Here is a 24490-nt window from a genome sequence, read left to right as displayed (position 1 = left end):
TTCAACAGTATTATTTGATGTCGCCAAAGCGCTCAAGATAAAGAACGGTTGCCGCAGTACGAGAAGGAACTTGAAGCTTTTTAAGTAAACTCTTCATATGCACTTTAACCGTGGATTCAGAAATAAAAAGACGGTCGGCAATCTGCTTGTTGCGGAAACCTCTTGCCACCTCTCTTAAGATCTGCGTTTCGCGATCCGTCAACGTATCAAAAACGTCCTCTTGTCCTGAACGCTCACTCAAATACTTAGAAACTTCTTGGCTGTAAGCTTTGTCGCCTTGATGCGCTTGTTTTAGCAACTCAACCAGCTCATCAGGCTCGGTATCTTTCAATAAATAGCCATCTGCGCCACTTCGAACTATTGCTTCTATGTCAGCAGGACTATCCGATACGGTTAAGATAACAATTCGAGCTTCACAACCATCAGCACGTAGCGCTTGTAAGGTATCGAGGCCTGACATGCCTTTCATATTGAGATCAAGAAGTACAAGATCCAGTTCCAGCTCATGCGCTTTCGCTACCGCATCTGCGCCATTACTTGCTTCTGCAACGACTTCAAACTCAGGCTCAAAGCTTAAAAGTTGGTGAATACCTCGTCGCATGAGTGGATGATCATCCACCAGCATTACTTTACACACTGTCACTGTTTACTTCCTTACTATGTTGGAATTCTAGTTTTACGGTACAGCCTTTGTTGATCGATGCTTCAATGTGAAGATCGGCATGTAGCCTAGCGGCTCGCTCTTGCATGATACTCATACCGTAATGATTTAATTTTTCGTCTTGATGTTCAAAGCCTATTCCATCATCGGTAACGGTTACTGTGACTTTTCCATCATTATCAAGACATTGAATGTGAATATTATCTGCTTGCGCATGCTTGATGGCATTAATTGCCGCTTCTCTTATCAACTGTAGTAAATGAACCTGCTGGTGTGCATCCAGTTCAGTTGAAGAAAGTCTATTTTTTAACGTAATGTCAGCGACGGTTTGTTCGTTGAGCGTTTCGACCATATCTTGCAATGCTTGGCCAAAACTGCCCTCTTTAATCGTAAGACGAAACGTCGTCAGTAATTCGCGTAGTTGGGTATAAGCAGCAGATAAGCCCGTATCCAACTCGGCAATGACTTGATTCGCCTGAGCTATCGCTTTTTCATCAGGCAAATTCTTTACGCTTCTCTTTAATAAAGCGACCTGAATTTTTAAATAGGAGAGTGCTTGAGCTAATGAATCATGCAGTTCCCGAGCAATGGTGGCTCGCTCTTCCATCAGTAGGATTTGTTCTGCTTGGCGTTGGGCTCGATTGTAATACACGGCACGCGATAAAATCTGCACAAAGTTGTCAATCAGTGCCTCATTCGGACAAGGTAACCCGGCCTTCCAATACAAATAGCCTAAGTGCTCACCGTCCAACGTTAGAGCCTTACTGTGGCAATCTTCATCACAGTCGTGGCAGCACTCTTCCCCTTCCATCAATATCCAGCTCGGTTCTCCCAATTGCTCTATTTCAAGTTTGACTGCTTTAATGCCTTCAAGACTTGCAATATGTTGTAATATGGCTTGGAAGTTATCCTGATTAATACGCGAAGCCGTTAACTCTTTCGACGAGTCATACAATACTTCTAAAGACTGATTCGCATGCTGTAATTTACGCGTTTTTTCATCAACCGCTTGTTCTAGCCCTCGGTATAACTTACCAAGGTCCGTCGCCATCCGATTAAAGGTTCGAGTCAGGATCCCCATTTCATTATCGCTGGATACATCAAGCGATATATTAAATGAGCGATTCTTAATTTGCTCGCTAGCAAAAACTAAAGCACGCAAAGGCCGTACAACTTCGAGGCGCACAAAATGGACAACAAACATACTGACACAAAGGATACCGCCTAACCCTAACCCGCCAATCCAAGCTAAGTTAATCAGCTTTTGCTCCGAAAAGCTTTGCAGCTTAAATACAAACTCATCGATCTGCTTTACAAAACCAGCCACTAGGAGTTGGTACTCCGCCGGGTTGTCTCCTCTCAACACCGACTTGAGCTCATGCCATCTCATAATAAGACGGTAGTAATCATGAGTAATGTCTTCTGGCACTGACCAATGCTGGAGCGCTTTCATAGAAGGTGAGTATATCGAATGTTCAAATGCGTCAATATGTGAAGAGTAATCAACAGATTTAATCTGAATATCATGTGCCAAACGATAACTTTGCATTCGCATTGAGCCAGCAACATTGACGGCTTCTGCATCATTCAAGCTTGACGCTAATGTAAAAATTGCAAAACCAGTCGTAGCAACTGAAAGCAGCAAAATAAGAAGCATCGCGGAAGCAATCGTGCGCGTCACTGACTTTTTCACATTTTTAAACAATCTGAGTTCCTCGCCCATTAACAACCCTATTTGTACGTGCAATGAACCCATTACCTTTCAACTTTATCAATATGTGATCACCTGCGACGGAATTTATTGATCCAAAACAATATTGCATCCCATTTACCTCCTAAGAGGTATTTATACAAATATGTCGAAAACTACAATTTCGTTAGTTTAAATGACAGTTTATTAATGAAAATTGTGGACTATGCTTAGTTTGGGTTCCAAGTTTCGAGGTGACTAAGTGGTAGACCTTTCCAGAAGAAGACTCTTTGCAAGAAAAGCGCACCCCGACAACGCCGTACGTTTGCCTTGGTTAACCAAGCCAGAACAGTTTACGGACGATTGCACTCGCTGCGGTAAATGCATTGAGGCCTGCGAAACAAAGATTATAACTAAAAGTGATGGCGGATTCCCTTCGGTCGATTTTTCTATTGATGAATGCACATTTTGTTATCAGTGTGCAGACGCCTGTCCTGAGCCCCTTTTCTTGCCAAAAACAGAGCAACCTTGGCAAGCGAAAGCAAGCATCAACGATAGCTGCTTAGCAAAACAAAATGTCGAATGCCGAAGCTGTGGGGATATGTGCGACCCGATGGCAATTCAGTTCAAATTAGAGCTGGGGAAAGTAGCACAACCCAATTTAGACCTTGATGAGTGTAACGGCTGCGGCGCCTGTGTTTCAGTGTGCCCGACTTCATCCATCAATGTGAGCAATATAACAGCCTAAGCCGTATGTCGTCGGCCAAAGGCAATAAATGAGAGAGCTATATGTCACTAAATGAAGTGCATATTTCAAGTTTGGTAGTACATGTACTGCCGGAACATCTGGACGAAATCAAACAACAGATCGAAGCACATGAAAATGCGGAAATCTATGGTGACAGTCCAGAAGGCAAGATTATCGTCGTGCTTGAAACCGAGAACCAAGGTTTTATCACTGACACTATCGATGCCATTAACAATTTACCGAATGTCTTGAGCACGGTATTGGTTTATCACCAAATCGAAACTGGGCTTGAAGAAACGGATGAAGAAGACACTGGAACACAACATTCCCAAATCGAGGGTGAAGTATGAAAATGACAAGACGTGCGTTTGTGAAAGCAAACGCGGCTGCATCAGCTGCTGCTGTCGCAGGTGTGACACTACCAGCATCTGCAGCCAACCTGATTGCAAGCTCTGATCAAACCAAAATCACATGGGACAAAGCACCTTGTCGTTTCTGTGGTACAGGCTGTTCTGTTCTTGTTGGTACTCAAAATGGCAAAGTGGTAGCAACACAGGGTGACCCAGAAGCACCAGTAAACAAAGGCCTAAACTGTATTAAAGGCTATTTCCTTTCTAAGATCATGTACGGTCAAGACCGCCTGACTCAGCCGATGCTGAGAATGAAAGATGGCAAATTCCACAAAGACGGTGAATTTACACCTATCTCTTGGGATGACGCTTTCGACATCATGGCTGAGAAATGGAAAGCTTCCCTCGAGAAAAAAGGTCCAACAAGCGTAGGTATGTTTGGCTCAGGCCAATGGACAGTAATGGAAGGCTACGCTGCGTCAAAGCTAATGAAAGCGGGCTTCCGTTCAAACAACATTGATCCAAACGCTCGTCACTGTATGGCTTCTGCTGTAGTTGGCTTTATGCGCGCATTCGGTATCGATGAGCCAATGGGTTGTTACGATGACTTTGAGAACGCAGACGCATTCGTTCTGTGGGGCTCGAACATGGCAGAGATGCACCCTGTTCTATGGACTCGTATTACTGACCGTCGCCTAAGTCACCCTCACGTTAAAGTGAACGTGCTTTCTACTTACTACCACCGTTCATTTGAGTTGGCAGATCACGGCTACATTTTTAATCCACAGTCTGACCTAGCGATTGCTAACTTCATCGCGAACTACATCATCGAAAACGATGCGGTAAACTGGGACTTCGTAAACAAGCACACTAACTTCACTCAAGCAGATACCGACATCGGTTACGGCCTACGTGACGATGATCCGCTACAAAAAGCAGCGAAGAATCCTAACTCAGGCAAGCTAACGTCTATCTCTTTCGAAGAGTACAAAAAGTCTGTTGCACCTTACACAGCTGAGAAAGCCTCTGAAATCTCTGGTGTTGAAAAAGAGAAGCTTATCGAGCTTGCGAAGCAATACGCCAATCCAAATACGAAAGTAATGTCACTTTGGACAATGGGTATGAACCAACATACTCGTGGCGTGTGGATGAATAACTTGGTTTACAACATCCACCTACTAACAGGTAAAATCTCGACTCCGGGCAACAGCCCATTCTCACTAACGGGTCAACCATCAGCATGTGGTACCGCTCGTGAGGTTGGTACGTTTGCTCACCGCCTACCTGCGGACATGGTGGTTGCTAACCCGAAACACCGTAAGATTGCAGAAGAGATCTGGAAACTGCCAGAAGGTACGATTCCACCAAAACCTGGCTTCCACGCCGTATTACAAGACCGTATGCTGAATGACGGCGTTCTGAACTGTTACTGGGTTCAATGTAACAACAACATGCAAGCGGGTCCAAACATCAACACTGAACGTCTTCCAGGTTACCGCAACCCTGAAAACTTCATCGTTGTGTCTGACCCATACCCAACAGCGACAGCGCAAGCAGCAGACCTTATTCTTCCAACAGCAATGTGGATTGAGAAAGAAGGTGCTTACGGTAACGCAGAGCGTCGTACTCAGGCTTGGTACCAACAAGTGGGCACGGTCGGTCAGGCAAAATCTGACCTATGGCAGCTAATGGAGTTCTCGAAACGCTTCAAAATGGAAGAAGTGTGGCCTGAAGAGCTACTAGCGAAAGCGCCTCAGTACCGTGGTAAAACCATGTACGACGTACTATACCGCAATGGTAATGTCGACAAGTTCCCTATCGAAGAAGCTCGCGAATTGAATGACGATGCCCACCACTTCGGTTTCTATGTTCAAAAAGGTCTGTTTGAGGAATACGCAACGTTTGGCCGCGGTCACGGGCATGATTTAGCACCATACGACCGTTACCATGAAGTGCGTGGTCTACGTTGGCCAGTTGTTGATGGTAAGGAAACACAATGGCGCTTTAAAGAAGGTTCTGATCCATACGCAAAAGAAGGTTCTGGTTGGGATTTCTACGGCAATGCTGACGGCAAGGCGAAGATTATCTCTGCACCATATGAAGCGCCACCAGAAGTGCCAAACGATGAGTTTGATATGTGGCTATGTACTGGCCGTGTTCTTGAACATTGGCACACAGGCACCATGACTCGTCGTGTACCTGAGCTATACAAAGCAGTACCAGACGCAGTGTGTTACATGCATCCTGAAGACGCAAAAGCGCGTAACGTTCGTCGTGGTGAAGAAGTACTCATGGCAAACAAACGCGGCGAAGTACGCGTTCGTGTTGAAACTCGCGGTCGTAACCGTCCGCCAAAAGGTTTGGTATTCGTACCGTTCTTTGATGCACGTATTTTGATTAACAAGCTCATCCTAGATGCGACTGACCCACTGTCTAAACAGACAGACTTTAAGAAGTGTCCAGTCAAAATCACTAAGATTGCTTAACCTTCAGATACCGAATGCTACGGCCGTCACTATGGCGGCCTAATAAAGAATTTAAGCCATAAAGGCGGAGATGAAATGATGAAAAAATTACTTGTCGCACTTTTATCTGTAGGTGCTTTAGTGACAGGCATTGCGCAAGCTGAGTTAGATAATCCAGGTGGCATTGGTGGTCTAGAGTCTCTACGTGGAATGTCTCAATTGGAAGACACACGCCCAGCAGATGAGTTCAAAGACTTCCCTAAAGACCAGATTGTTGAAGATAGCTTTGTTTATCAACCACCGTTGATCCCACACAGCATCCGTCACTACGAAGTATCGTTAAATGCTAACAAGTGTCTTGCGTGCCACAGCTGGAAAAATGCAAAAGAGTCAGGCGCGACTAAAATTAGCGTAACGCACTATGTAAACCGAGAAGATGCTGTATTGGCGGATATGTCTCCTCGTCGTTACTTCTGTTTGCAATGCCACGTGCCACAAACTAATGCTAAGCCACTAGTTGAAAACAAGTTCGAGGCAGTTGATTCGCTTCAGTAATTGAAACGCGAGTACGAAGAGGTTATTTATGAAAATACTTAAAGCGTTTTGGAAAAGACTGAAGAACCCAAGTAAAGCTGCCGCTGGTGTGGTTTTGTTCTTAGGTTTTGCTGGCGGTCTTTTATTTTGGGGCGCATTCAACACAGGTATGGAGGCAACCAACACAGAAGAGTTCTGTTCTGGCTGTCACGCACCAATCGTTGCTGAAATTCAAGAAACAATTCACTACTCTAACCGTTCTGGTGTTCGTGCCATCTGCTCAGACTGTCACGTTCCTCATGAATGGACAGATAAGATCGTTCGTAAAGTACAAGCATCCAAAGAGCTATTCGCTCACTATGTTCTGCGTACTATCGATACACCAGAGAAGTTCCAAGAGCGTCGAGGACACCTTGCTGAGCGAGAGTGGGCGCGAATGAAAAAGAATGACTCTCTTGAGTGTCGTAACTGTCACGAGTTTGATTACATGGATTACTCTCAACAAGGCTCACGAGCAGCGGAGCAGCACTCTACTGCGCTAGCTTCTGGAGAGAAAACCTGCGTAGATTGTCACAAAGGCATCGCGCACAAACTACCGGACATGAGCGGCGTTGAAGGCTGGCACTAAGGAGACTTACCATGAGTACTTTAGAATCTGTAATTTGGCATATCCTTGGCTATAGCGCCATGCCTGTGATTATTCTTTCCGGCTTTGTGGCAGTAGCAGCAATCTCTCTCTGGCTGCTGTCATTTGGTAAGGATAAAGAGGTGTAACGTAACGCACTTCTACCCGTCAACTTGCCTATTTGTTGACACTAAGCGCTGAGTATCTACTCGGCGCTTTTTTATTCACCGTCACTTTCGGCCCAAAATCTCCTCAACCGATACATATATTCAATCGGTATAATAAGGTAACCAGTAACGACCAAAAAAAGCGACCATAAAGGTCGCTAAAATTTACTGCTATAGGGAGTTGTTTAAGATTCTTTTACTGGCAGAACCTGCTTGACGTATTGCCCTGGTGCTTCATCGATTGCTGGGTGGTCTTCCGAGCCAATAGGGAATGGTTCGACTTGCTCTTTTGGATTGAATTGAAGTAGCCATTCATTCCAATGTGTCCACCACGACCCCTCTTTGTGCTCGGCATTATTCAACCATTCGTCAGCCGAATCATCCAAAGTATCGTTCAACCAATAACCATACTTATTTTTCGCTGGAGGGTTCACAATACCCGCAATATGACCCGACTCACCGAGAACAAACGTTTTGTTGCCACCAGTGTTCAGGGCACCACGATAAGTTCCCTGCCATAACGCTATATGGTCTTCTTTCGTTGATACAAAATAGCTAGGAATTTTGATCTTATTTAGATCAATCCATACCCCACCAATTTTGACGCCTTTGTCTTGCACCAGCTTGTTCTCTAAATAGAGCTCACGAAGCAAGAAGTTATGAGAGGCGGCACTCACGTTGGTGCTATCACTGTTCCAGTACAACAAGTCAAAATCGACTGGGCTGTTGCCCTTCAAGTAGTTGTCGACATAGTAGTTCCAGTACAAACTGTTTTCGCGCAGTAAGCTGAATGTGACACTTAATGAACGACCGTCCATATACCCTTTTGCGTTGTTTTGCGCCTCAATTGCACTCACAATGGTGTCATTGATGTACGCGCCAACTTCGCCTGGCTGAGAAAAGTCGAGCAATGTGGTGAAGAAAGTCGCTGATTTAATACGCTTCTTCATACGTTTTGCCGCATAGTACGCAACCGTGCTCGCCAGAACCGTACCACCGATACAGTAACCAGCCGCGTTGATTTGCTCTTGGCCCGTTATATCTTCAATTGCGGCGACGGCTTTGACGACGCCTTCTGTCACATAGTCACCAAACTCTACATGCGCTTGTGCCTTGCCTGGGTTGCGCCAAGACATCATAAATACGCTATGTCCCTGCTCTAGCAACCATCGAACCATTGAGTTCTTCGCTGTTAAGTCAAGGATGTAGTATTTATTAATGAAAGGAGGAACGATGAGCAGTGGCGTCGCATTCACTTTCTCTGTTAGAGGTCGATATTGAATCAACTCAAACAATTCGTTTTGAAAAACCACATCGCCCGGAGTGGTCGCCACGTCATCACCCACGCGGAACGCATTGTTGTTCGTCATACGAATTTTCAAAATGTCCGCACTGGACTCAACGTCTTCTTTTAACTGCTCTAAGCCAGCCAGCAGGTTTTGACCGTTTTGCTCAAGTGTCAGTTTCAAGAGTTCTGGATTCGTCGCGATGAAATTCGAAGGGGAAAGTGCATTGATGGCTTGACGAGAAAAGAAAAGTATTCGCTCTTTAGATTTTTCATCCAAACCTTCGAGTGACTCAATTGTATCTAAATAAGTCTTGCTGAATAACAGGTAGGATTGCTTAATGAAGCTATACATCACCTCATTTTGCCACGCTTCATTAGAAAAACGCTTGTCCCCTTTTTCTGCTTCAATGACCTGTTTTTGGTTACCCGCCAACGCGACATTCTGCCAAATTTGTAGCTGCTGTTCCCACCATTCTGCTTGCAGTTTTAAGATCGCAGCAGGTTGATTTACAGCTTGTTCGAAGAGTTTGGCAGTGTCTTCCAAGTTCACTTCTTGCATGGCCTTATTTAAAGGAGAGTTCACGACTGCCTTGTTCACTTCGAAATCATGCCACCACTGTTGATTGGTTTGTTGAAGCTGTACAAGATAGTCCGAAAAGAAGTGCTGAAACATAGTCTTACTCCTATATTCGGAAAAAACAACGCCGCCCAAATTAGGGTCTAGAGACCCTAAGGCGGCGAGAATCGGACAAATTACGCTGGAGTAACAGTCTTTAGATTTTCCGAAGTCATTTTCTCAACGTCTTCTTTGAACTCTTTTGCAATAGCTTGAAGCTTGTTGCTGTCGTCCATCATTTGTTGAGAAAGCTTAGTAAGAACGCTTAGTTGCTGGCTGTTGAAAGCAGTCAATGACGTTACGTCTTTGATTTCTGATGCCGCTTTCATTTGGTTCAGACCCACTTCGCTGTAAGTACGAATTGCATTCAGTTGAAGCTCAGTCAACACTTCTACGTTTTTTGTCACTAGCTTGTTGAACTTCAAGTAAGGTTCTAGATTTTTTTCAGTTTGATCGCTAAAGGTTTTGAAGAAATCTGTGTACATGGTTTATCTCCTAGAGAAAGAATTAAAAATGTCCGTTTAAATAATTACTTAACTGCTTTTATAACCACAGCCGTCCCCATGCCGCCGCCCACACAAAGTGATGCGACACCATATTGACCATTTTGCTTATGAAGCTCGTGAACAAGCGTCACTAAGATTCGGTTGCCCGATGCACCAAGTGGGTGACCTAACGCGATAGCACCACCATTAAAGTTCGCTTTATCTTGAATCGCGTTAACGGGAACTTGGTTGGTTTCCGCCAACTGATGAATCACGCCAAGTGCTTGCGCGGCAAATGCTTCGTTTAACTCGTAAACGTCAATGTCGTTTACCGTTAATTCTGCTTTTGCTAGTGCTTTATTGACTGACTCCACTGGACCTAGACCCATGATTTTCGGATCAAGTCCCGATTGCGCATAGCTTACGATCTCAGCAATAGCCGTGAGTCCATGTGCTTTAACTGCGCTCTCAGACGCGACGATAACTGCACTCGCACCATCGTTAATACCTGATGCATTCCCCGCAGTCACAGTGCCTTCACGGTCAAAAGCAGGGCGCAGCTTGCTTAACGCTTCCATAGTCGCATTAGCCTTTGGGTATTCGTCGGTATCGAATAGCACCGTTTCACGGCGTTGCTTTACTTCTACAGGCACAATTTCGTCTTTGAATTTGCCCGCTTCGATTGCCGCCACCGCTTTCTGTTGGCTAGACAGCGCATACTCGTCTTGCTGTTGACGGGTTAGGCCGATTTCTTTTGCAACGTTTTCTGCCGTCACACCCATGTGATATTGGTTATAAACGTCGGTTAAACCGTCTGCTACGAGCAGGTCTTTCAGCTCTAGGTTGCCCATTTTATTGCCATCACGAATACTACTTGGCGCGGCAAACGGTATCTGAGACATGACCTCAACACCTGCTGCAACAACAATCTCTGTATCGCCACTACGGATATGTGAAACTGCATCCATGACCGTTTTCATGCCACTGCCGCAAACCATGTTTACGCCATACGCAGGAACCGCGTCCGGAATCCCAGCGAACAATGCCGCCTGACGACCAACCCCCATGCCTTGGCCTGCGCCAACAACGTTGCCAACAATCACTTCGTCAATCTTGTCACCAGCCAACTTTGCCGCTTCTAACGCACCTTTAATCGCTACAGCTGCCAAGTTGCCAGCAGAGGTATTTTTCAGGCTGCCACCAAAGGCACCAATTGGAGTGCGCTTCGCTGCTACGATAAACACTTTTTCCATCATCTTATCTCCTTAGTGCATGTATAGGCCGCCGTTCACCGACAAAGTCTCACCGGTGATATAGGCTCCGGCATCGCTGACCAAGAAGCTGACTGATGCTGCAATTTCTTCTGGTGTAGCAAGGCGTTTCATTGGGATTTGATTCGTGATGGATTCCAATACTTCTGGCTTCATTTGCTCAACCATTGGCGTACCTGTGTACCCCGGAGCGATAACATTGACCGTCACACCCGAGCGAGCACCTTCATACGCCAACGCTTTAGAGAAACCTATCATCCCAGCTTTCGCCGCCGAGTAGTTTGCTTGACCAAACTGCCCTTTTAAGCCATTGACTGAGGAGATGTTAATGACACGACCACCGCCTTTTTCGCACATCGCAGCGAACAGAGGTTGCGTAACGTTGAATAGACTATTGAGGTTGGTATTAATGACATCATTCCAAGCTTGCGCAGTCATCTTTTTAAACACGCCATCACGTGTGATACCTGCGTTGTTGATAACGACATCAATGGTCCCTTCTTCCTCAAGCAATTGCGCTAACTTTGCTGCACACTCTGCAGTGTTTGTTACGTCCAACTCAAAAAGGCGAACCTGATCTTTGGTAAACCCTTTACTGTTGAACCACTCCAACGCACATTCATAGTTGCCTGTGAAATACGTAGCGATTACACGGTAACCATCATTCACTAATTGAGAGGAAATAGCAGAACCAATTCCGCCTTTTGATCCGGTGATCAAAGCGACTTTCTTCATCGAAGACTCCATTCTTAACGGCATTTAAAAAAGCAAACTAAATACACTGATGAAATAAATCACCAACTGACGTGTTTATTTATTCTTTTGGCTATCAATCCTGTGATGCCTTTTATTTTAAGTTAAACCAGAAATATTACATTTCAAATAAAAAACTAATCCATTTGCATAAGATTGATTTAGATCTCATTAAGCATGAAATGTTATAAAATGGTTAACCATTTATAAGTCATTGTTTTAAATAAAATAAAGTTAAACACAAGCTTATCAGAACATAAATTTAAGCATTATTTATCAATAAGTTACATACCGAACAATGGACGTTACATCATCTCATGATTTCAGATACAACTCTCATGCTGAGAGTTGTTATCTATAAATACGATTAGAATAATAATTCAAATATCAATATAAGCAATTGTCAGTAATATCATTTAATTACTAACTTAAATGATATTACTGACAGTATAAACTTAATTTTATATTTATAGTTTCACTTATGAAAATTGGTATATTTAGAATGAAAAAATAGAAGAAAACGTCTCGTTTTGGTGCAGTTCGCACTATTATGACGCAGCAATTAAAAAATAATTTCAGTTTTATTTTAAATATCCAAATAACATCAATTAACTAGCATTTAACGTATCGAATCACTTTTAATCTATTGAAGTACCGGTACGGTGCAATATTCGATAGTGCCATCTCCTAAAGCAATCATCTAGATTCTTTAACCCAAGTAAATTGATGTTATATCCAAATGACGTCAAGATGCAGAAATCGTGTCAGTGACATGCTCCGCAAGGCGAGTTGCCTTATCCCACAGCCTTTGTTAACGATTTTTGATTTAGAACCACTAGATCTTCAAATCGTTGCCGTGCCTGTGAGCCAAGTCATTCTCGCTGAACCTAAGCACCTTGAGGTTATTTGGGGATATTTGGGGATAGTATCCTTTATCAATTTGCACTATCTTTGTGGCTTCCATCAAATCACTTAGTTATCAACAAACATGAATCTTGCATTGCTCAGTATGTTCATCCCTACCTTCTTTTTTGTCTCAATTACACCAGGAATGTGCATGACGCTCGCCTTAACGCTAGGAATGAGTATCGGTTATCGCCGCACATTATGGATGATGATTGGTGAACTCGTCGGTGTCGCGCTGGTTTCAGTCTCGGCCGTATTAGGGATCGCAGCGATCATGCTCAACTATCCTTGGATGTTTATCGCACTAAAGTTTATTGGTGGCGGCTACTTACTCTATCTTGGTGTAGAAATGTGGCGATCTCGAGGTAAGTTAGCAATAAATGTCGATAATTTGGAGACACCCAGAAGTGGCAATGTCGCGCTCATCATGCAAGGCTTCGTTACCGCTATCGCAAACCCAAAAGGCTGGGCATTTATGATTTCTCTGCTGCCGCCTTTTATCGATCAAAATGCGGCTCTTGCTCCACAGCTGATCGTGCTTGTCTCCATCATTCTTCTTTTTGAGTTCATTTGTATGTCTCTGTATGCCACGGGTGGTAAAGGACTGAAACGCGTGTTGGGTCAATCAAAGAATGTGCGCCTGATGAACCGTATCGCGGGCACTTTAATGATGGGGGTTGGTGTTTGGCTATTACTGAGCTAAAGCAACGCTGAAATGATGAAAAATATCCTAAGAAAAATTACGCGAAACATAAGTGAAGTATTAGATTTTCAGGCCCGGGTTTGGGTCGTAAACGTTTATGCTGGAGAACACAAAGGCGAATCTTACGTTGTAAACGAAGACAGCTTTTCCGAGCCATTGCAATGGATGAAAAAGAAAGGTTATCACACATCCATGCTGCGCCTGGTTGAATCGATGAAGCGCTCTCAAATCATTGAGTTCGATTTAGGTCACGTCAAACACCGCCTGATGCGTGTGAAATAGCACAAAGTAAAACGCCACTCAAACTGAGTGGCGCAAGCACTTTTTACCTTCAGCACCTCGCCTTACGGCGCGGTATCAATCTCGACAGGTAAGTAGTGCTTCGGTTCTAGTTTGAACAGTTCAGGTAATACGGTACCAATGGAAATGGAAGACCATGTACCTGATAGCACACCAATAAACATCGCGGTTGAGAAACCCGCTAGCGGTGCTCCCCCCATAATCCATAGTGCACCAACAGTAATCAGTGTTGTGCCTGATGTCACCATCGTTCTAGAGAACGTCGCGATGACAGCCTGGTCATTGATGTCTTCCATTTTCCAACTTTGTTTCGCGATCAGTAGCTCACGAATTCGATCTGAAATGATGATCGAATCATTCAATGAGTAGCCTAAAATTGCCAATACGGCAGCAAAAACCGTTAAGTTGAATTCCATTTGGGTAACGGCGAAGAAGCCGAGGACGACAATTACGTCATGAGCCAGAGCAAATACAGAGCCACTCGCTAAGCGCCACTCAAAACGGAAACACAAGTAACCAAGGATGCTCAGCACACAAATCAATAGTGCTAAACCGCCTTGGTCAAACAAATCCTGACCAACTTGAGCACCAACAATACTGTTGCTGACGACATCAACTTGATGTGAAACTGGCTTTAATACCTCTTCCACACTCGGCAGAGTTTGTCCTTCTTCTGGGGCGGAGTAGCGAATAAGCCAACGACCATCTTCACCTGTGCGGGTGACAGAGGTTGATTCACCAAGTTTTGGTTGTAGTGCATCAAGCAGATCGTGGTTGGTTAACGACTTATCGACTTTCACTTCTGTCACCATACCACCAGTAAAATCCAAGCCTAGGTTCAACCCTTTAAAGCCCAGAGCACCAAGTGCGATCACCGTCAAAACGATAGAAACTAGCGTAGTAAAGTGGCGAATTTTACGAATATTTTGTTTTAGCATTTCGACCATGATTAAACCCTCACATCACGACGGGCATCTCGGCCCCAAATTAAATTGATCATTGCTCGAGAGGCAAATACGCCTGTAAACATACTGGTTAACAAACCTAATCCGAGTGTTAAGGCAAAGCCTTGGATTGGACCGTTACCGATGGCGTATAAAATCACGGCGGTGATCATGGTAGTAATGTTGGCATCAAGAATGGTCGAGAACGCGCTATCAAAGCCCAGATCAATCGCTTGAGCGAAACTGCGGCCTTCACGCATTTTGTCCTTAATACGTTCGAAGATAATAACGTTGGTGTCCACTGCCATACCAACGGTTAACACCAACCCTGCAATACCTGGAAGCGTTAGCACCGCACCTGGTAACAAGGCAATTAAGCCAAGCAAACAAAGCATGTTGGCACAAAGCGCCACGTTCGCCACCCAACCTAAGCGGCGGTACCAAAGGGCCATAAAGGTCAGTGTTAAACCCATACCCAAAGCAAGTGCCGCAAAGCCATTTTCAATGTTTTCAGCTCCCAAAGAAGCACCAATAGTGCGCTCTTCTACGATAGTAACCGGGGCAGTTAACGACCCCGCACGAAGTAATAGCGCTAACTGCTGCGCTTCGTCCATGCTGCCAGCGCCGGTAATACGGAATTGGCTACCAAGTTGAGATTGAATAGTCGCAACGCTGATAACGCGCTCGCTGCGCTCTGTTACGCCACGATCGTTTGTCTTGTATTCGCGATAAACCGTCGCCATTGGCTTGCCAATATGCGTTGCAGAGAAATCACTCATCTTTTTACCGCCCGCGTGGTCAAGCGAGATGTTAACTTCTGACATACCCATATTGTCGACGCCTGCACGAGCGTTAACAATGTGCTCACCCGTTAGGACTGGTCGTTTCTCTAGAACAACAGTTCGGCCATCGTTATCTTTCAGTACAAGATCTTGGCCGCTTCGCGCTTGGCCTGCATCTTTCACTTCGTAGAATGCCAAACTCGCAGTGGCACCAATAACGTTTTTCGCTTGTGCTGGGTCTTGTACACCTGGGAGCTCAATACGAATGCTGTCTTTACCCTGACGCTGAACTAATGCTTCCGTAATACCTAGCTCTTCAATACGACCACGCATAATCTTCAAGTTTTGTTGTAATGTCGTTGATTGGAACTCTTGAATATTCTGCTCACTTGGCTCAAGAACAAAACCGCGAGACGAGCTTTTCACCACCCAACCTGGATAGTTTTGACGCAAGAATTTGTTTACTTCAGCTAGGGCGGTATCACTCTCACTGTTTACCGCAATGCGGTTACCACTTTCTGCGCGAATTTGTACACCACGCACGCGCTGATCTCGCAGGCTTGCTTTGATCTCATCGATCAAAGCATTACGTTGCTCCTCAAATGCTTTATTTACGTCGACATTCAAGAGGAACTGTACCCCACCGCGAAGGTCAAGACCGAGTTTGATTGGGCTAAAGCCCATCTCATTCAGCCACTCTGGAGCAACAGACACATATGAGAAGGTAATGCTGTCTTCTTTATTTAGCTCATTGTTTAGTAACGCACGAGCTTTGCTTTGCGCATTTTCATCATCGAATACAATGGTCGTTTTGCCATCTTTTTCGATGATTTTGTCTGCTGAGATGTGATTGGTTTTCAGTAGTTGATTCAACTGAACAACCGACATTTCACTGCTGTTTTGGTTTGAAAACGTCAGCTGGATCGATGGTTGCTCACCGAACCAAGTCGGAATCGCGCTTAACGTTAAGATAATGACCGTGGTGATTAATACGACATATTTCCAAGCTGAATAGTGATTCATCAGCTTTCTGTTCTTTTGCTGCTTTGGTGTTTTTTTCATGTAAACATCATCCCTTCACTACGAAGTGAAGCTTTTAATAACAAGGCTTAACACACGACAGATGCCCCCAGAAAAAAATTCAGGGTATGAAATGCTCAGGACGGTTACGCCCTGTTGAATACAATCGTCGTGTTAAGAGTGCACAATGGTGCAAATAGATGGTGTTTAGGCAGAAAATTGACTATTGAGTGCGACGTACATTGCGTTGGTCTCTTTCCAACCAGAAATGCGATGATCGCTTGTGAAATGATAAAAAGTGTACTGGTTTTGACGCCAATTGATATCCATCAGGCTGTAGGCATAACCTGCGTCAGCATAGAAAGGCGTGTTTAGGTCACCAACAACGTCAACATGCTCATCATCAAGGCCTTCACGTAAGTGAGAAACCCAACGTTGAGTGTTAAATAGGGCTAGCGTATCGAGTCTTGCATGACCTTCAGAAATCGGAGACTGCGTCGTTTCTTCTGAGACTTCAGAAAAATCGATTGAGGTATTTGCAAAAGCAATACTCGCAACAAATGGTTGCAGCTTAGAAAAGTAAGGTAAATGAGCTTTCTGATCGATTTGCGCAGCAAAAACATGCGCTGGTAGCAATACCATCGCAAGCAGCATAAAAAGCAATTTTTTCAAGCAAATCTGAGACATAAGAACTCACTAAAAACAAAACGAGTCGAGTTTTTTCACTCGACTCGATGATAGTATTCCTATTAATTATGGTTCACAACTAAAAAGTTATAAATCTCTAGAGGCTTTAAACTAAAGGCGCTCTGTTAGCGGTAAAAGATATCGCCTTTATCGACATCTAAATAGATTTTGTTCTCTTGCTCCAAACCACCACAATAAATGAAGTACACATTGCGCTTGTCATAAGTAACCGAACGAACCCAGCCACCGAGCTCTTCAAAATCACTCGGATCACAGGTTTCATCGTCTAACAATTGCTGTGTTTTCTTGCGGAAGATGTCCAAGTGGACTTTTAAATCATCCGACTTCTGCAAATATCCATCCAGTATTTCCAAACGCTCTTGTTCTTTAATAACTGGCTCTGCATCAGATAATCCTTCGGAATTCAACCACTCAGCTTTTTCTTCACCGCCCTCTTCATAAACAAGGTAACCAGAGATTCGATACCAACCATCCACTTTTTCTAACACCGATACTTTTTCTCCCTTATAGAGCGTATCGACAACCAAAGCATTAACATTTGGCTTATTGTAAACATTGATTCGACGCTCAATGACATAGTATTCGGTCACTTCAGGGGGGGCGGTTTCTAAATCCAGAATCGGTTTGGATATTTCTTCTTCCACTGGCGCTTGCTCCACTTGCGCAGCTTTTGGCGCTTCAGGTTCATCTTTTTGCATAAAGAAGAGATAGTATCCAGCACCCGCCCCACCGAGCAACAGTATGACAATCAATGCGATGAGAATTTTCTTCATGTACTTTTCCTTTTCATTCTTTGTTCTTATCTCACCGGCAACACGCATGTCGCGGAAATTTGGGTATATACTCAAAAGGGTCGGTCAACTAACGCGAGCAATAATGATCAACAAACTCAATTGGATACTGTTGCTTCTTCTGTTCCCCATTATGGGGCACGCCAATATTCAATGTAAACCATCGTCGTGGAATGACAATCTTACCCAATTCAATCGTTTAGAGTCCAATTACAATAAGCATGTTGAGGTATTCAATGCACTTTTAGCCGAACATAAGCAGCGTCAGTTATTGTCCCAAACCTTTTCCCTACATGAACTCGTGTTACTTTGGCGCGCCCGCTCGAACCAAAATGCGTTCAAAACTCAATTAAAAGCCTCCATTCAATATAAAGAAGAACTCACGACTAAAGCTAATGAGTTGAATAAATTGAGCACACAATCTCAATGGTTAGCAAATGGATGGAAGAAACTTGCCCAAAAGTGCCGTGAGTCAAACGAAACTGCCAATCAAATCACTGCGGAGTGGTATAATACCAACGCTTTGCAACTTGCCGAGGATTACAAACGCCTTTCTTCACAGTACCAAGCACTAGCGCAACTCTATGATAAAGAAGCGAGATCGCTTCAATACGCTCAAGATGTTTCGAGGTAAAAATCGAGCCCGTTTTGAAAAGACGATGTCGGGTTTTCACTCCAATATTGGACGTTATTCGTGCTTTAATTCCCTCTTTTAGTGATCCCAACGTTATATGTAAAAAATGGGACTGTTCCCTTTTACAAACTTGACTAAACCATGACCAAGAGAGGCAACTTATAGAGACATACGTCACAATAATGCTTTACTTATGGCCAATTTTTGGTTAATTTACCCATTAATAAAATTTAATAAAAAGTCACATTTGGCTGGAGATGATGCTACAACCATGGTTATCAATCGATTAAGTAACAGGGACTGTCCTAATGCTACCAAAGCCAAGTTTTTGTCAGTAGTTAGGCACGTAAAAGAGTTTGGTTCAATCAGCGATTTGGACCTTTGTAAAATCTTCGGAGAAACAATTTGGAGTGATGGGAGGGAATACCATTCAGCTGCGTTCTCATTCAAGGTTGATAGATACACAGGTAACTGTGAAATCTCACAATACAAGCACCAATAAGGCTTAAGAATTTATAAGGCGGAGTCAGGAAACTGATTCCGCTTTTTTGATCATCGCAATCGTAAAGTCATGATCGGAATAACCCTCAATCAATTGTGCGTCTGGACATAGCCATCGGCAATAGCGTAACACTCCAACTTTATTATGCGATGCGAGCATTCTCATGCTCGGCAGCTTTTCTTCATCCAATAAGTTAAACACGCACCCTTTCTCTGCGGCCCGGTACATTTTCTCGATCATCTCAATGGTATGATTTGGATTCGCGGATTGATAATTCAATGATCCAGAAGCAAAGACATAATCACTACGGGGCAATACCAACGTTGAAAAGTCACCACATACGAACTCACTTTGAGTACGAAAGTCCCGCTTTCTGGCCTCAGAGATAAACTGTTTTTGCTGATCAATGCCAATATAACTTTGGGGGCGCAGATTGTTGAACTCAATAAACGCTAATAAGTCTCCGTAGCCGCACCCAATATCTAAAAGACTTGAACCGTCTAACGTTAACCCACGGCACAAGGCTTCAAATCGACTGATTTGGCTGTACTTATCTCTCCATCCCAGCGTTCGCGCTCTGTCTGTACCGAACTGTCGGTATCGCTTTCGGTGATAGTGAGCAATCTTAAGTCTATCGAGAAATTTCATCTTTCTTATGCATAAATCGGCAAGCTTCCATTTCCTTTCACTTGTCTAATCGCCAAGTGCGTATGGATATCTTTTACGTTTTCTAATCGTTGTAGCTTTCTTGTGAATGTTTCATAGCCAGCGAGATCTTTGCTGACCACTTCTAACAAATAATCATAAGCCCCTGATACAACATGGCACGAGATCACTTCGTCCATTTCAACAACAGCATGTTCAAATTCATCAATCGAAGAAGCTTGGTGGTTGTTCAAACTGACTTCAACAAATACGGTCATCGCAATACCCACCGTGTCTCTGGACACAATGGCTCGATAACCGCTAATTACGCCCTCCTGCTCTAAACGCTTAATGCGTCTTGCACAAGGTGATGCCGATAATCCTACTTTGTCAGCGAGCTCTGCCGTAGTCAGGGTTGCATCCTTCTGCATCAAGTTGATCAGTTGCCTGTCAATTTTGTCCACTTTTCCTTCCATGCCAATAATCACTAATAATTGACATTTATACGCGCTTTATCACCAACATCAAGCTTAATTACGTCAAATTTTGCCTCCCTTTGGCACGAGTTTTATTCAACAATTAACACATCATTTACAAATGGACATGCCGACAATGATCTTGGGATACGCAGCTATATTAACGACCTTACTGCTTTGGTCTGGTTTCTTTATTTCTTTAAAAGGGGGCGCAATTTCTAGTTTGCAGCCAGCCGATATCGCGTTAGTTCGCTTTCTAATCCCAAGTTTAATTCTATTACCATTTGTGATTAAGCATAAGCAGGCGCTTCGCGTCGTGCCTAAACGCTACCTAACTGGTGTTGTGGTAGGGAGTGGCCTGCCCTACCTGCTGGTCGTCGGCACAGCTATGCACTTCGCTCCCGTGGCGCACGGCAGTGCATTAGTACCTGGCACTTTGCCATTGTTTGTTTCTGCTATCGCGGTGTTGTGCTATCAACAGTCGCTGAGTGCTCACCGCTTAATCGGGCTTTCTACGGTGCTGTTAGGGATTTTCGTATTCCTTCTTTCTAATAGCGGTGCAGAGTACAACTGGTCTCAATTACAAGGCCACATCTTGTTTCTAACCGGTAGCATTATGTGGGCTGTTTTCACCATCAGTGCTCGTGTTGCTAACCTTAATGCGCATGTCTGTGCTGGATTCGTTGCAATCGCGTCTTTGGCACTGCTCATCATTGCGGTTGGCTTCGGATGGGTAGATAGTTACCTAGCGATAACGCCGATCAGTCAGTGGCCGTGGGAAGAATTATTTGGCCACGCGATGTTGCAAGGTGTCGGCGCAGGCTTAATCGCCTCTTTTACCTTTATCTATGCAATCCGAATTATTGGCGCCGAAGCCAGTGCTGCTTTTGGGTCATTAACTCCAGTCGTAGCGACACTTCTTGCCGTTCCAATTTTTGGTGAACAACCAGATTCACTGACTTGGTTAGCGCTGATGCTGGTAACCTGCGGCAGTATTGTGGCAAGCCAAATCTTTATGAAAGATGGAATGAGCCAAACTTATCGCCCACCACTTCACAGATAGCGATAATTTTACAAAAACTTTTGTCCTACTATCTTGAATAACAAAATGGCGTTTTGATAGCCTCGATTTAACCAATAATTAAAACGCCAATGTAATGCCTGCCACTCATACTAAAGATGAACTGCATAGATTCCTCAAACCGGGAATGAAACTTTCGACTAATTTCGAGTTTGGGCCTAAGGACCATTATACGTATTCCACCACCTATCTTGGGATGAAAGAGAACGCGTATTTGATTCTTGATATACCGATGCGTTTGCTTGAAGAGCAAGTGATGAGAAAACTCCCAAACGCCGATGTCATCGTGCGTGGTGTATCAGATACGGAGTTAGGCCATGTCATTGCATTTAAATCCAGTGTTCTAACAACTGCGGTTCGTCCTTCGCCCCTTTTATTTATTCGAATTCCAGGAACATTTGCAACCAAACCAGTCCGGGAACACGAACGATATAAGCTGCAAATGGATTGTAAGATTGTTCATGCGGGGAATGTTTACGACGGTAGCCTTATCGACTTCTCACTGGCAGGTATTGGTATCTCAACCTTTATAGAGCCTGAATTCAACGTTGGTGAAAGTGTCACTATTGACTCTTCTCTAAGTCACTATATCGGAGAAGAAAACCGGTGTGTCATTGCCAACATTAAGAAGTTGGTGAAAGGCTGGGTAATAGGAATTAAGTTTGAAAGCCCAATAGCGATGAGTCACGAGCTAAAAACAGAGTTACTGGAGCAGTCCTTTCTAACCAGTAACGTCTGAACTTACTGCTGGCTAAAGCGCGTCACCTCAAAGCTGTTGAGCACTCTGTGCACCGCATAGGTCACGAGCAGAGTGACAACAATAGCAAACAAAATACTACTCACGCGATACAGCGCGCTGAACATTAAATCGCCATCCGGAGTAAGGTATTGGCCAAATAAAATACCTAATGTAGTTAATCCGCCAAACCCAGCTCCTGACCCACTAGACTCTTTTACATGCATATAGCTGAACATCATCGCGCCAATCCACAGCAATGGGACGATAAACAGCAAGGTATCCGACCAATCGTATAGTACGAGCTGCCCAGCAATACCAAAGGTTACCCCCATCAAGGTCCCCATTGCTCTTTTGCGCGCATACCCTAAAGCACCGTTCCAATGCATAGGAAACAATAAAAGCAAGGTTGTCGCCTGAGCGGACATAGAATCACTGAGGTCAAATAGCTGGAATACCAAGAAAGACATTGTAGCGATACTCGCCCCCATAAGGGCTTCATGCCGCATGCGGTGACTCTGTTTAGGCTGAGATGGTTTTGCCGGTGGCTGACGAGGCTCTGCATCAGGGATCAAAAATGTCACGACGTAGGCCACGATCACTGAAATAACATTCGCTTGTAGGTTGCTGAATACCAGATCATTTAAGTCGGTTGTTGGATAACTTGCAAAATGCAGCATGATGCTCAAGCTCAGCACGCTATTTGCCCCAAACAGGAATAAGCTCCCTTTTGACATACAGGCGAACTTATACAAAAACAACCCGAAGGCGATGATCGTCATCATGCCAGGATGTCCACCAAATAGCCCACCAAGAATACCGACCTCTAATCCGCATACGACCGCTGAAAAAATCAGCTGTCGTGCGGCATGCAGGCTCATGACTGGTACCATTCCAAGTAACAACATCGGTGTTACGGTAAAAAATACGCCATAATTCCAGCCAAAGACCTTACATAAGGTGAAGCCAATGGTCGCGCCAGTTGCAATGCGCAAACACTGACGGAAGTCGTTTTCCGACATGGGATGATCCCATAACTTCATATCGCCTCCCCGTTAATAAATGTAATGAAGAAGACTCAAAAATCGGATCTGACATCTCGCTAACCAGCCAGATAACGAGTTTTCTGGCAACAGTTGCACAGTCGCACGTGCCCCGGCCGGAAATGCGCGCTGTTGAGGTTCATCGATAGCTAAATGTAAACGTAAACGCTGCGCGTCTCTCACCCAACGGTTTGAGTCTGTCGGTGTCGCTAAGCGGCCATCTGCATCAAACTGGCCTGAGCTTACCCCTGCATCCACACTCGTAATACGAGCTTCAAATACGTCACCTGGCAAACTATCAAAGGCCACTAACGCCCGACTGTTCTGATTGAAGTGTCGCAGACTCTTTTCACGAAAGTCGGCAATAATATCCACGTCATCCGAGACTAAAGCCACAAGAGGCGTACCAGCTGCCGCATAGGCACCCGTTTCCAGCTGCAAGTTAGCGACAACGCCATCATGTTCAGCAATTACTTGAGTGTATGACAGATTAAGTTCCGCTTGTTTTAGCTGGTTTTGTGCCACGCGGATATTTACATTCGTTGCACCTAAATCGCCTCGGTTTACTTCCAACTCTTTTAAACGAGCGCGCGCGGCCAGTAAGTTTGCTCTGGCTGCCGTTGCACTACTTTGTGCGTCGTCACGCTGTTGTTGCGAGGTGCCATTGCGATGAAACAATGTATCAAGACGCTTGGCTTCGCGAACTTTTTGCTCGGCGACAATTTTGCTTGCTTCAACGTCCGCTTTTGCCGCTGCAATAGAGGCATCAAGCTGTTCATTATTTTGAATCACACGCTCAAGGTTAAGTTGAGCCTTTTCTACGGCGAGCTGATAAGGCTGTGGATCAATCTGGAATAGTAGATCGCCTTGGCTTATTTCTTGGTTGTTGGCAACATAAAGATGCGTAATCTGTCCACTCACACGGGGAGCTACTTTAGTTACCACTCGCGTTGCCATTGCCTGAGGCGTCAGTGGCATGGCGAGATCTGCGACTAGAAAATAGGCAAAGACAAGGACAAACGCGACGCAAGAATACTTGATCCAACGTGCGAATTTTTGATCTGGAGTCATAGGCGTTTACTTCTCTTTTAATTCGGGTTTCTGACTTATTCGCTAAGTGAATCAAGTGCATTGTGAGCAATCTGATCGAGGATCAATGAAAGCTTTTGAAGCTCTTGGTCATTGATTTCTGTCAGTAGCTTGCTCCGTACTTGAAGAATTCGAGTCTCCATTTGCTTGAGTAGGGTTTTACCTTCTTCTGTAAGGCTAACAATGCGTGCTCGCTTGTCATGCTCACTGCAATGGCGAGTGATCAGAGATTGCTCTTCTAATAGCTTTAATGTGCGCATCAGCGATGCCAACTCAATCTCAAGCGCTTCAGCCAAATGCTTCTGACTGACGTTGTCGCCCATTCGATAAAGTTTCCATAACGCAGTCCAACGCGGGTACGTCAGGTTTAAAGGCTCCAACTCGCGATCTGCAACCATTTTCCACAAACGGGCAACACGAGATAACTTTTCAGCCAGAGAAAGGTCGCGCAAACTGTTGATGTCTTGAATCATAAGA

Annotated in this window: 26 protein-coding genes; 11 read left to right on the top strand and 15 right to left on the bottom strand. The window is 44.4% G+C overall.

The window, feature by feature from the left end; translation table 11 throughout:
• Positions 1-10: 10 nt before the first annotated feature.
• The gene (locus tag B7360_RS15225; RefSeq protein WP_005398453.1) at positions 11-643 is read right to left on the bottom strand and encodes a response regulator; all 633 of its coding nucleotides are present in this window, start codon (positions 641-643) and stop codon (positions 11-13) included.
• Entirely contained in the window at positions 630-2366 is a 1737-nt protein-coding gene (gene narQ / locus B7360_RS15220) for a nitrate/nitrite two-component system sensor histidine kinase NarQ (RefSeq protein WP_048625157.1), read from the bottom strand. Before narQ ends, B7360_RS15225 begins: the two co-directional genes overlap by 14 nt.
• A 247-nt stretch (positions 2367-2613) precedes the next feature.
• On the opposite strand from narQ, the gene napF reads away from it, so the two are divergent.
• The 6 genes from napF (at position 2614) to B7360_RS15190 (ending at position 7222) form a co-directional block, all read left to right on the top strand.
• Positions 2614-3099, top strand: coding sequence for a ferredoxin-type protein NapF (napF, locus tag B7360_RS15215; protein WP_005398455.1), 486 nt, complete (start codon positions 2614-2616; stop codon positions 3097-3099).
• A gap of 41 nt (positions 3100-3140) precedes the next feature.
• Positions 3141-3449, top strand: coding sequence for a chaperone NapD (locus B7360_RS15210; protein WP_005398456.1), 309 nt, complete (start codon positions 3141-3143; stop codon positions 3447-3449).
• Positions 3446-5935, top strand: a complete 2490-nt coding sequence (gene napA, locus B7360_RS15205) for a periplasmic nitrate reductase subunit alpha (protein ID WP_085343900.1) — start codon at positions 3446-3448, stop codon at positions 5933-5935. The genes B7360_RS15210 and napA overlap by 4 nt, the downstream gene beginning before the upstream one ends.
• Before the next feature lie 78 nt (positions 5936-6013).
• Positions 6014-6469, top strand: a complete 456-nt coding sequence (locus B7360_RS15200) for a nitrate reductase cytochrome c-type subunit (RefSeq protein ID WP_031780699.1) — start codon at positions 6014-6016, stop codon at positions 6467-6469.
• Positions 6470-6497: 28 nt separating this feature from the next.
• Positions 6498-7076 (top strand): NapC/NirT family cytochrome c, encoded by a 579-nt coding sequence (locus B7360_RS15195; protein ID WP_005398274.1) that lies wholly within the window; start codon positions 6498-6500, stop codon positions 7074-7076.
• An 11-nt stretch (positions 7077-7087) separates the two neighbouring features.
• The gene (locus B7360_RS15190) at positions 7088-7222 is read left to right on the top strand and encodes a TIGR02808 family protein (RefSeq protein WP_005373546.1); all 135 of its coding nucleotides are present in this window, start codon (positions 7088-7090) and stop codon (positions 7220-7222) included.
• A 203-nt stretch (positions 7223-7425) separates the two neighbouring features.
• On the opposite strand, the gene phaC is transcribed toward B7360_RS15190, so the two are convergent.
• The 4 genes from phaC to B7360_RS15170 all read right to left on the bottom strand — a co-directional run bounded on the left by phaC (position 7426) and on the right by B7360_RS15170 (position 11635).
• Positions 7426-9201, bottom strand: coding sequence for a class I poly(R)-hydroxyalkanoic acid synthase (gene phaC, locus B7360_RS15185; RefSeq protein ID WP_005398277.1), 1776 nt, complete (start codon positions 9199-9201; stop codon positions 7426-7428).
• An 80-nt stretch (positions 9202-9281) separates the two neighbouring features.
• Complete coding sequence (locus tag B7360_RS15180) at positions 9282-9629, bottom strand: phasin family protein (RefSeq protein ID WP_005398278.1); 348 nt, start codon at positions 9627-9629, stop codon at positions 9282-9284.
• Positions 9630-9673: 44 nt separating this feature from the next.
• A complete protein-coding gene (locus tag B7360_RS15175; protein ID WP_085343920.1) occupies positions 9674-10882 on the bottom strand; it encodes an acetyl-CoA C-acetyltransferase in 1209 nt (402 codons plus the stop codon).
• Positions 10883-10894: 12 nt separating this feature from the next.
• Entirely contained in the window at positions 10895-11635 is a 741-nt protein-coding gene (locus tag B7360_RS15170) for an SDR family oxidoreductase (protein WP_005398281.1), read from the bottom strand.
• 1006 nt (positions 11636-12641) lie between these two features.
• Between B7360_RS15170 and B7360_RS15160 the strand changes: the two genes are divergently transcribed.
• Both B7360_RS15160 and B7360_RS15155 read left to right on the top strand, forming a co-directional pair.
• A complete protein-coding gene (locus B7360_RS15160; RefSeq protein WP_041853084.1) occupies positions 12642-13262 on the top strand; it encodes a LysE family translocator in 621 nt (206 codons plus the stop codon).
• Positions 13263-13277: 15 nt separating this feature from the next.
• Positions 13278-13544, top strand: a complete 267-nt coding sequence (locus B7360_RS15155; protein WP_012842361.1) for a hypothetical protein — start codon at positions 13278-13280, stop codon at positions 13542-13544.
• 62 nt (positions 13545-13606) lie between these two features.
• Here the strand turns inward: B7360_RS15155 and secF are convergent, their stop codons facing one another.
• The 4 genes from secF to B7360_RS15135 all read right to left on the bottom strand — a co-directional run bounded on the left by secF (position 13607) and on the right by B7360_RS15135 (position 17789).
• The gene (gene secF, locus B7360_RS15150) at positions 13607-14509 is read right to left on the bottom strand and encodes a protein translocase subunit SecF (RefSeq protein ID WP_005397711.1); all 903 of its coding nucleotides are present in this window, start codon (positions 14507-14509) and stop codon (positions 13607-13609) included.
• A gap of 2 nt (positions 14510-14511) precedes the next feature.
• A complete protein-coding gene (secD, locus tag B7360_RS15145; protein ID WP_005397712.1) occupies positions 14512-16350 on the bottom strand; it encodes a protein translocase subunit SecD in 1839 nt (612 codons plus the stop codon).
• 165 nt (positions 16351-16515) lie between these two features.
• A complete protein-coding gene (locus B7360_RS15140) occupies positions 16516-16995 on the bottom strand; it encodes a hypothetical protein (RefSeq protein ID WP_005397713.1) in 480 nt (159 codons plus the stop codon).
• 125 nt (positions 16996-17120) lie between these two features.
• Positions 17121-17789 carry an SH3 domain-containing protein gene (locus tag B7360_RS15135; protein ID WP_085343899.1) on the bottom strand — a complete coding sequence of 223 codons (669 nt, stop codon included), beginning with the start codon at positions 17787-17789 and terminating at the stop codon, positions 17121-17123.
• 103 nt (positions 17790-17892) lie between these two features.
• Here B7360_RS15135 and B7360_RS15130 point away from each other — a divergent pair, with 103 nt between their 5' ends.
• On the top strand, positions 17893-18441 hold the full coding sequence (locus B7360_RS15130) for an ATPase (protein ID WP_085343919.1): 549 nt from the start codon (positions 17893-17895) through the stop codon (positions 18439-18441).
• 526 nt (positions 18442-18967) lie between these two features.
• Here the strand turns inward: B7360_RS15130 and B7360_RS15120 are convergent.
• Both B7360_RS15120 and B7360_RS15115 read right to left on the bottom strand, forming a co-directional pair.
• Positions 18968-19591: a class I SAM-dependent methyltransferase gene (locus B7360_RS15120; protein ID WP_005397716.1), complete on the bottom strand. Its 624-nt coding sequence runs from the start codon at positions 19589-19591 to the stop codon at positions 18968-18970.
• Positions 19592-19596: 5 nt separating this feature from the next.
• Entirely contained in the window at positions 19597-20052 is a 456-nt protein-coding gene (locus B7360_RS15115) for an Lrp/AsnC family transcriptional regulator (protein ID WP_031780652.1), read from the bottom strand.
• 148 nt (positions 20053-20200) lie between these two features.
• Between B7360_RS15115 and B7360_RS15110 the strand changes: the two genes are divergently transcribed.
• The gene (locus B7360_RS15110) at positions 20201-21127 is read left to right on the top strand and encodes a DMT family transporter (RefSeq protein ID WP_005397718.1); all 927 of its coding nucleotides are present in this window, start codon (positions 20201-20203) and stop codon (positions 21125-21127) included.
• Between the two features lie 94 nt (positions 21128-21221).
• Positions 21222-21884, top strand: a complete 663-nt coding sequence (locus tag B7360_RS15105; RefSeq protein WP_085343898.1) for a flagellar brake protein — start codon at positions 21222-21224, stop codon at positions 21882-21884.
• Positions 21885-21886: 2 nt separating this feature from the next.
• Here the strand turns inward: B7360_RS15105 and B7360_RS15100 are convergent, their stop codons facing one another.
• The 3 genes from B7360_RS15100 to B7360_RS15090 are packed head-to-tail and all read right to left on the bottom strand — an operon-like array spanning position 21887 to position 24486.
• Positions 21887-22924: a DUF2955 domain-containing protein gene (locus tag B7360_RS15100; protein WP_085343897.1), complete on the bottom strand. Its 1038-nt coding sequence runs from the start codon at positions 22922-22924 to the stop codon at positions 21887-21889.
• 12 nt (positions 22925-22936) lie between these two features.
• On the bottom strand, positions 22937-23995 hold the full coding sequence (locus B7360_RS15095; RefSeq protein WP_053807920.1) for an HlyD family secretion protein: 1059 nt from the start codon (positions 23993-23995) through the stop codon (positions 22937-22939).
• A 35-nt stretch (positions 23996-24030) separates the two neighbouring features.
• On the bottom strand, positions 24031-24486 hold the full coding sequence (locus tag B7360_RS15090; protein WP_005397727.1) for a MarR family transcriptional regulator: 456 nt from the start codon (positions 24484-24486) through the stop codon (positions 24031-24033).
• Positions 24487-24490: the final 4 nt, after the last annotated feature.

Source organism: Vibrio sp. ArtGut-C1 (assembly GCF_002105475.1).
Classification (GTDB): domain Bacteria; phylum Pseudomonadota; class Gammaproteobacteria; order Enterobacterales; family Vibrionaceae; genus Vibrio; species Vibrio diabolicus.
The sequence above is the reverse complement of the archived record's forward strand: the minus strand, read 5'-3'. Positions and strand labels throughout refer to the sequence as shown.

Excerpts from the sequence above, each read along its gene's own strand:
- B7360_RS15210 (WP_005398456.1), top strand. The coding sequence starts at position 3,141 with ATGTCACTAAATGAAGTGCATATTTCAAGTTTGGTAGTACATGTACTG.
- napA (WP_085343900.1), top strand. The coding sequence starts at position 3,446 with ATGAAAATGACAAGACGTGCGTTTGTGAAAGCAAACGCGGCTGCATCA.
- B7360_RS15200 (WP_031780699.1), top strand. The coding sequence starts at position 6,014 with ATGAAAAAATTACTTGTCGCACTTTTATCTGTAGGTGCTTTAGTGACA.
- B7360_RS15195 (WP_005398274.1), top strand. The coding sequence starts at position 6,498 with ATGAAAATACTTAAAGCGTTTTGGAAAAGACTGAAGAACCCAAGTAAA.
- B7360_RS15190 (WP_005373546.1), top strand. The coding sequence starts at position 7,088 with ATGAGTACTTTAGAATCTGTAATTTGGCATATCCTTGGCTATAGCGCC.
- phaC (WP_005398277.1), bottom strand. The coding sequence starts at position 9,201 with ATGTTTCAGCACTTCTTTTCGGACTATCTTGTACAGCTTCAACAAACC.
- B7360_RS15180 (WP_005398278.1), bottom strand. The coding sequence starts at position 9,629 with ATGTACACAGATTTCTTCAAAACCTTTAGCGATCAAACTGAAAAAAAT.
- B7360_RS15175 (WP_085343920.1), bottom strand. The coding sequence starts at position 10,882 with ATGGAAAAAGTGTTTATCGTAGCAGCGAAGCGCACTCCAATTGGTGCC.
- B7360_RS15170 (WP_005398281.1), bottom strand. The coding sequence starts at position 11,635 with ATGAAGAAAGTCGCTTTGATCACCGGATCAAAAGGCGGAATTGGTTCT.
- B7360_RS15160 (WP_041853084.1), top strand. The coding sequence starts at position 12,642 with ATGAATCTTGCATTGCTCAGTATGTTCATCCCTACCTTCTTTTTTGTC.
- B7360_RS15155 (WP_012842361.1), top strand. The coding sequence starts at position 13,278 with ATGAAAAATATCCTAAGAAAAATTACGCGAAACATAAGTGAAGTATTA.
- secF (WP_005397711.1), bottom strand. The coding sequence starts at position 14,509 with ATGGTCGAAATGCTAAAACAAAATATTCGTAAAATTCGCCACTTTACT.
- secD (WP_005397712.1), bottom strand. The coding sequence starts at position 16,350 with ATGAAAAAAACACCAAAGCAGCAAAAGAACAGAAAGCTGATGAATCAC.
- B7360_RS15140 (WP_005397713.1), bottom strand. The coding sequence starts at position 16,995 with ATGTCTCAGATTTGCTTGAAAAAATTGCTTTTTATGCTGCTTGCGATG.
- B7360_RS15135 (WP_085343899.1), bottom strand. The coding sequence starts at position 17,789 with ATGAAGAAAATTCTCATCGCATTGATTGTCATACTGTTGCTCGGTGGG.
- B7360_RS15130 (WP_085343919.1), top strand. The coding sequence starts at position 17,893 with ATGATCAACAAACTCAATTGGATACTGTTGCTTCTTCTGTTCCCCATT.
- B7360_RS15120 (WP_005397716.1), bottom strand. The coding sequence starts at position 19,591 with ATGAAATTTCTCGATAGACTTAAGATTGCTCACTATCACCGAAAGCGA.
- B7360_RS15110 (WP_005397718.1), top strand. The coding sequence starts at position 20,201 with ATGATCTTGGGATACGCAGCTATATTAACGACCTTACTGCTTTGGTCT.
- B7360_RS15105 (WP_085343898.1), top strand. The coding sequence starts at position 21,222 with ATGCCTGCCACTCATACTAAAGATGAACTGCATAGATTCCTCAAACCG.
- B7360_RS15100 (WP_085343897.1), bottom strand. The coding sequence starts at position 22,924 with ATGAAGTTATGGGATCATCCCATGTCGGAAAACGACTTCCGTCAGTGT.
- B7360_RS15095 (WP_053807920.1), bottom strand. The coding sequence starts at position 23,995 with ATGACTCCAGATCAAAAATTCGCACGTTGGATCAAGTATTCTTGCGTC.
- B7360_RS15090 (WP_005397727.1), bottom strand. The coding sequence starts at position 24,486 with ATGATTCAAGACATCAACAGTTTGCGCGACCTTTCTCTGGCTGAAAAG.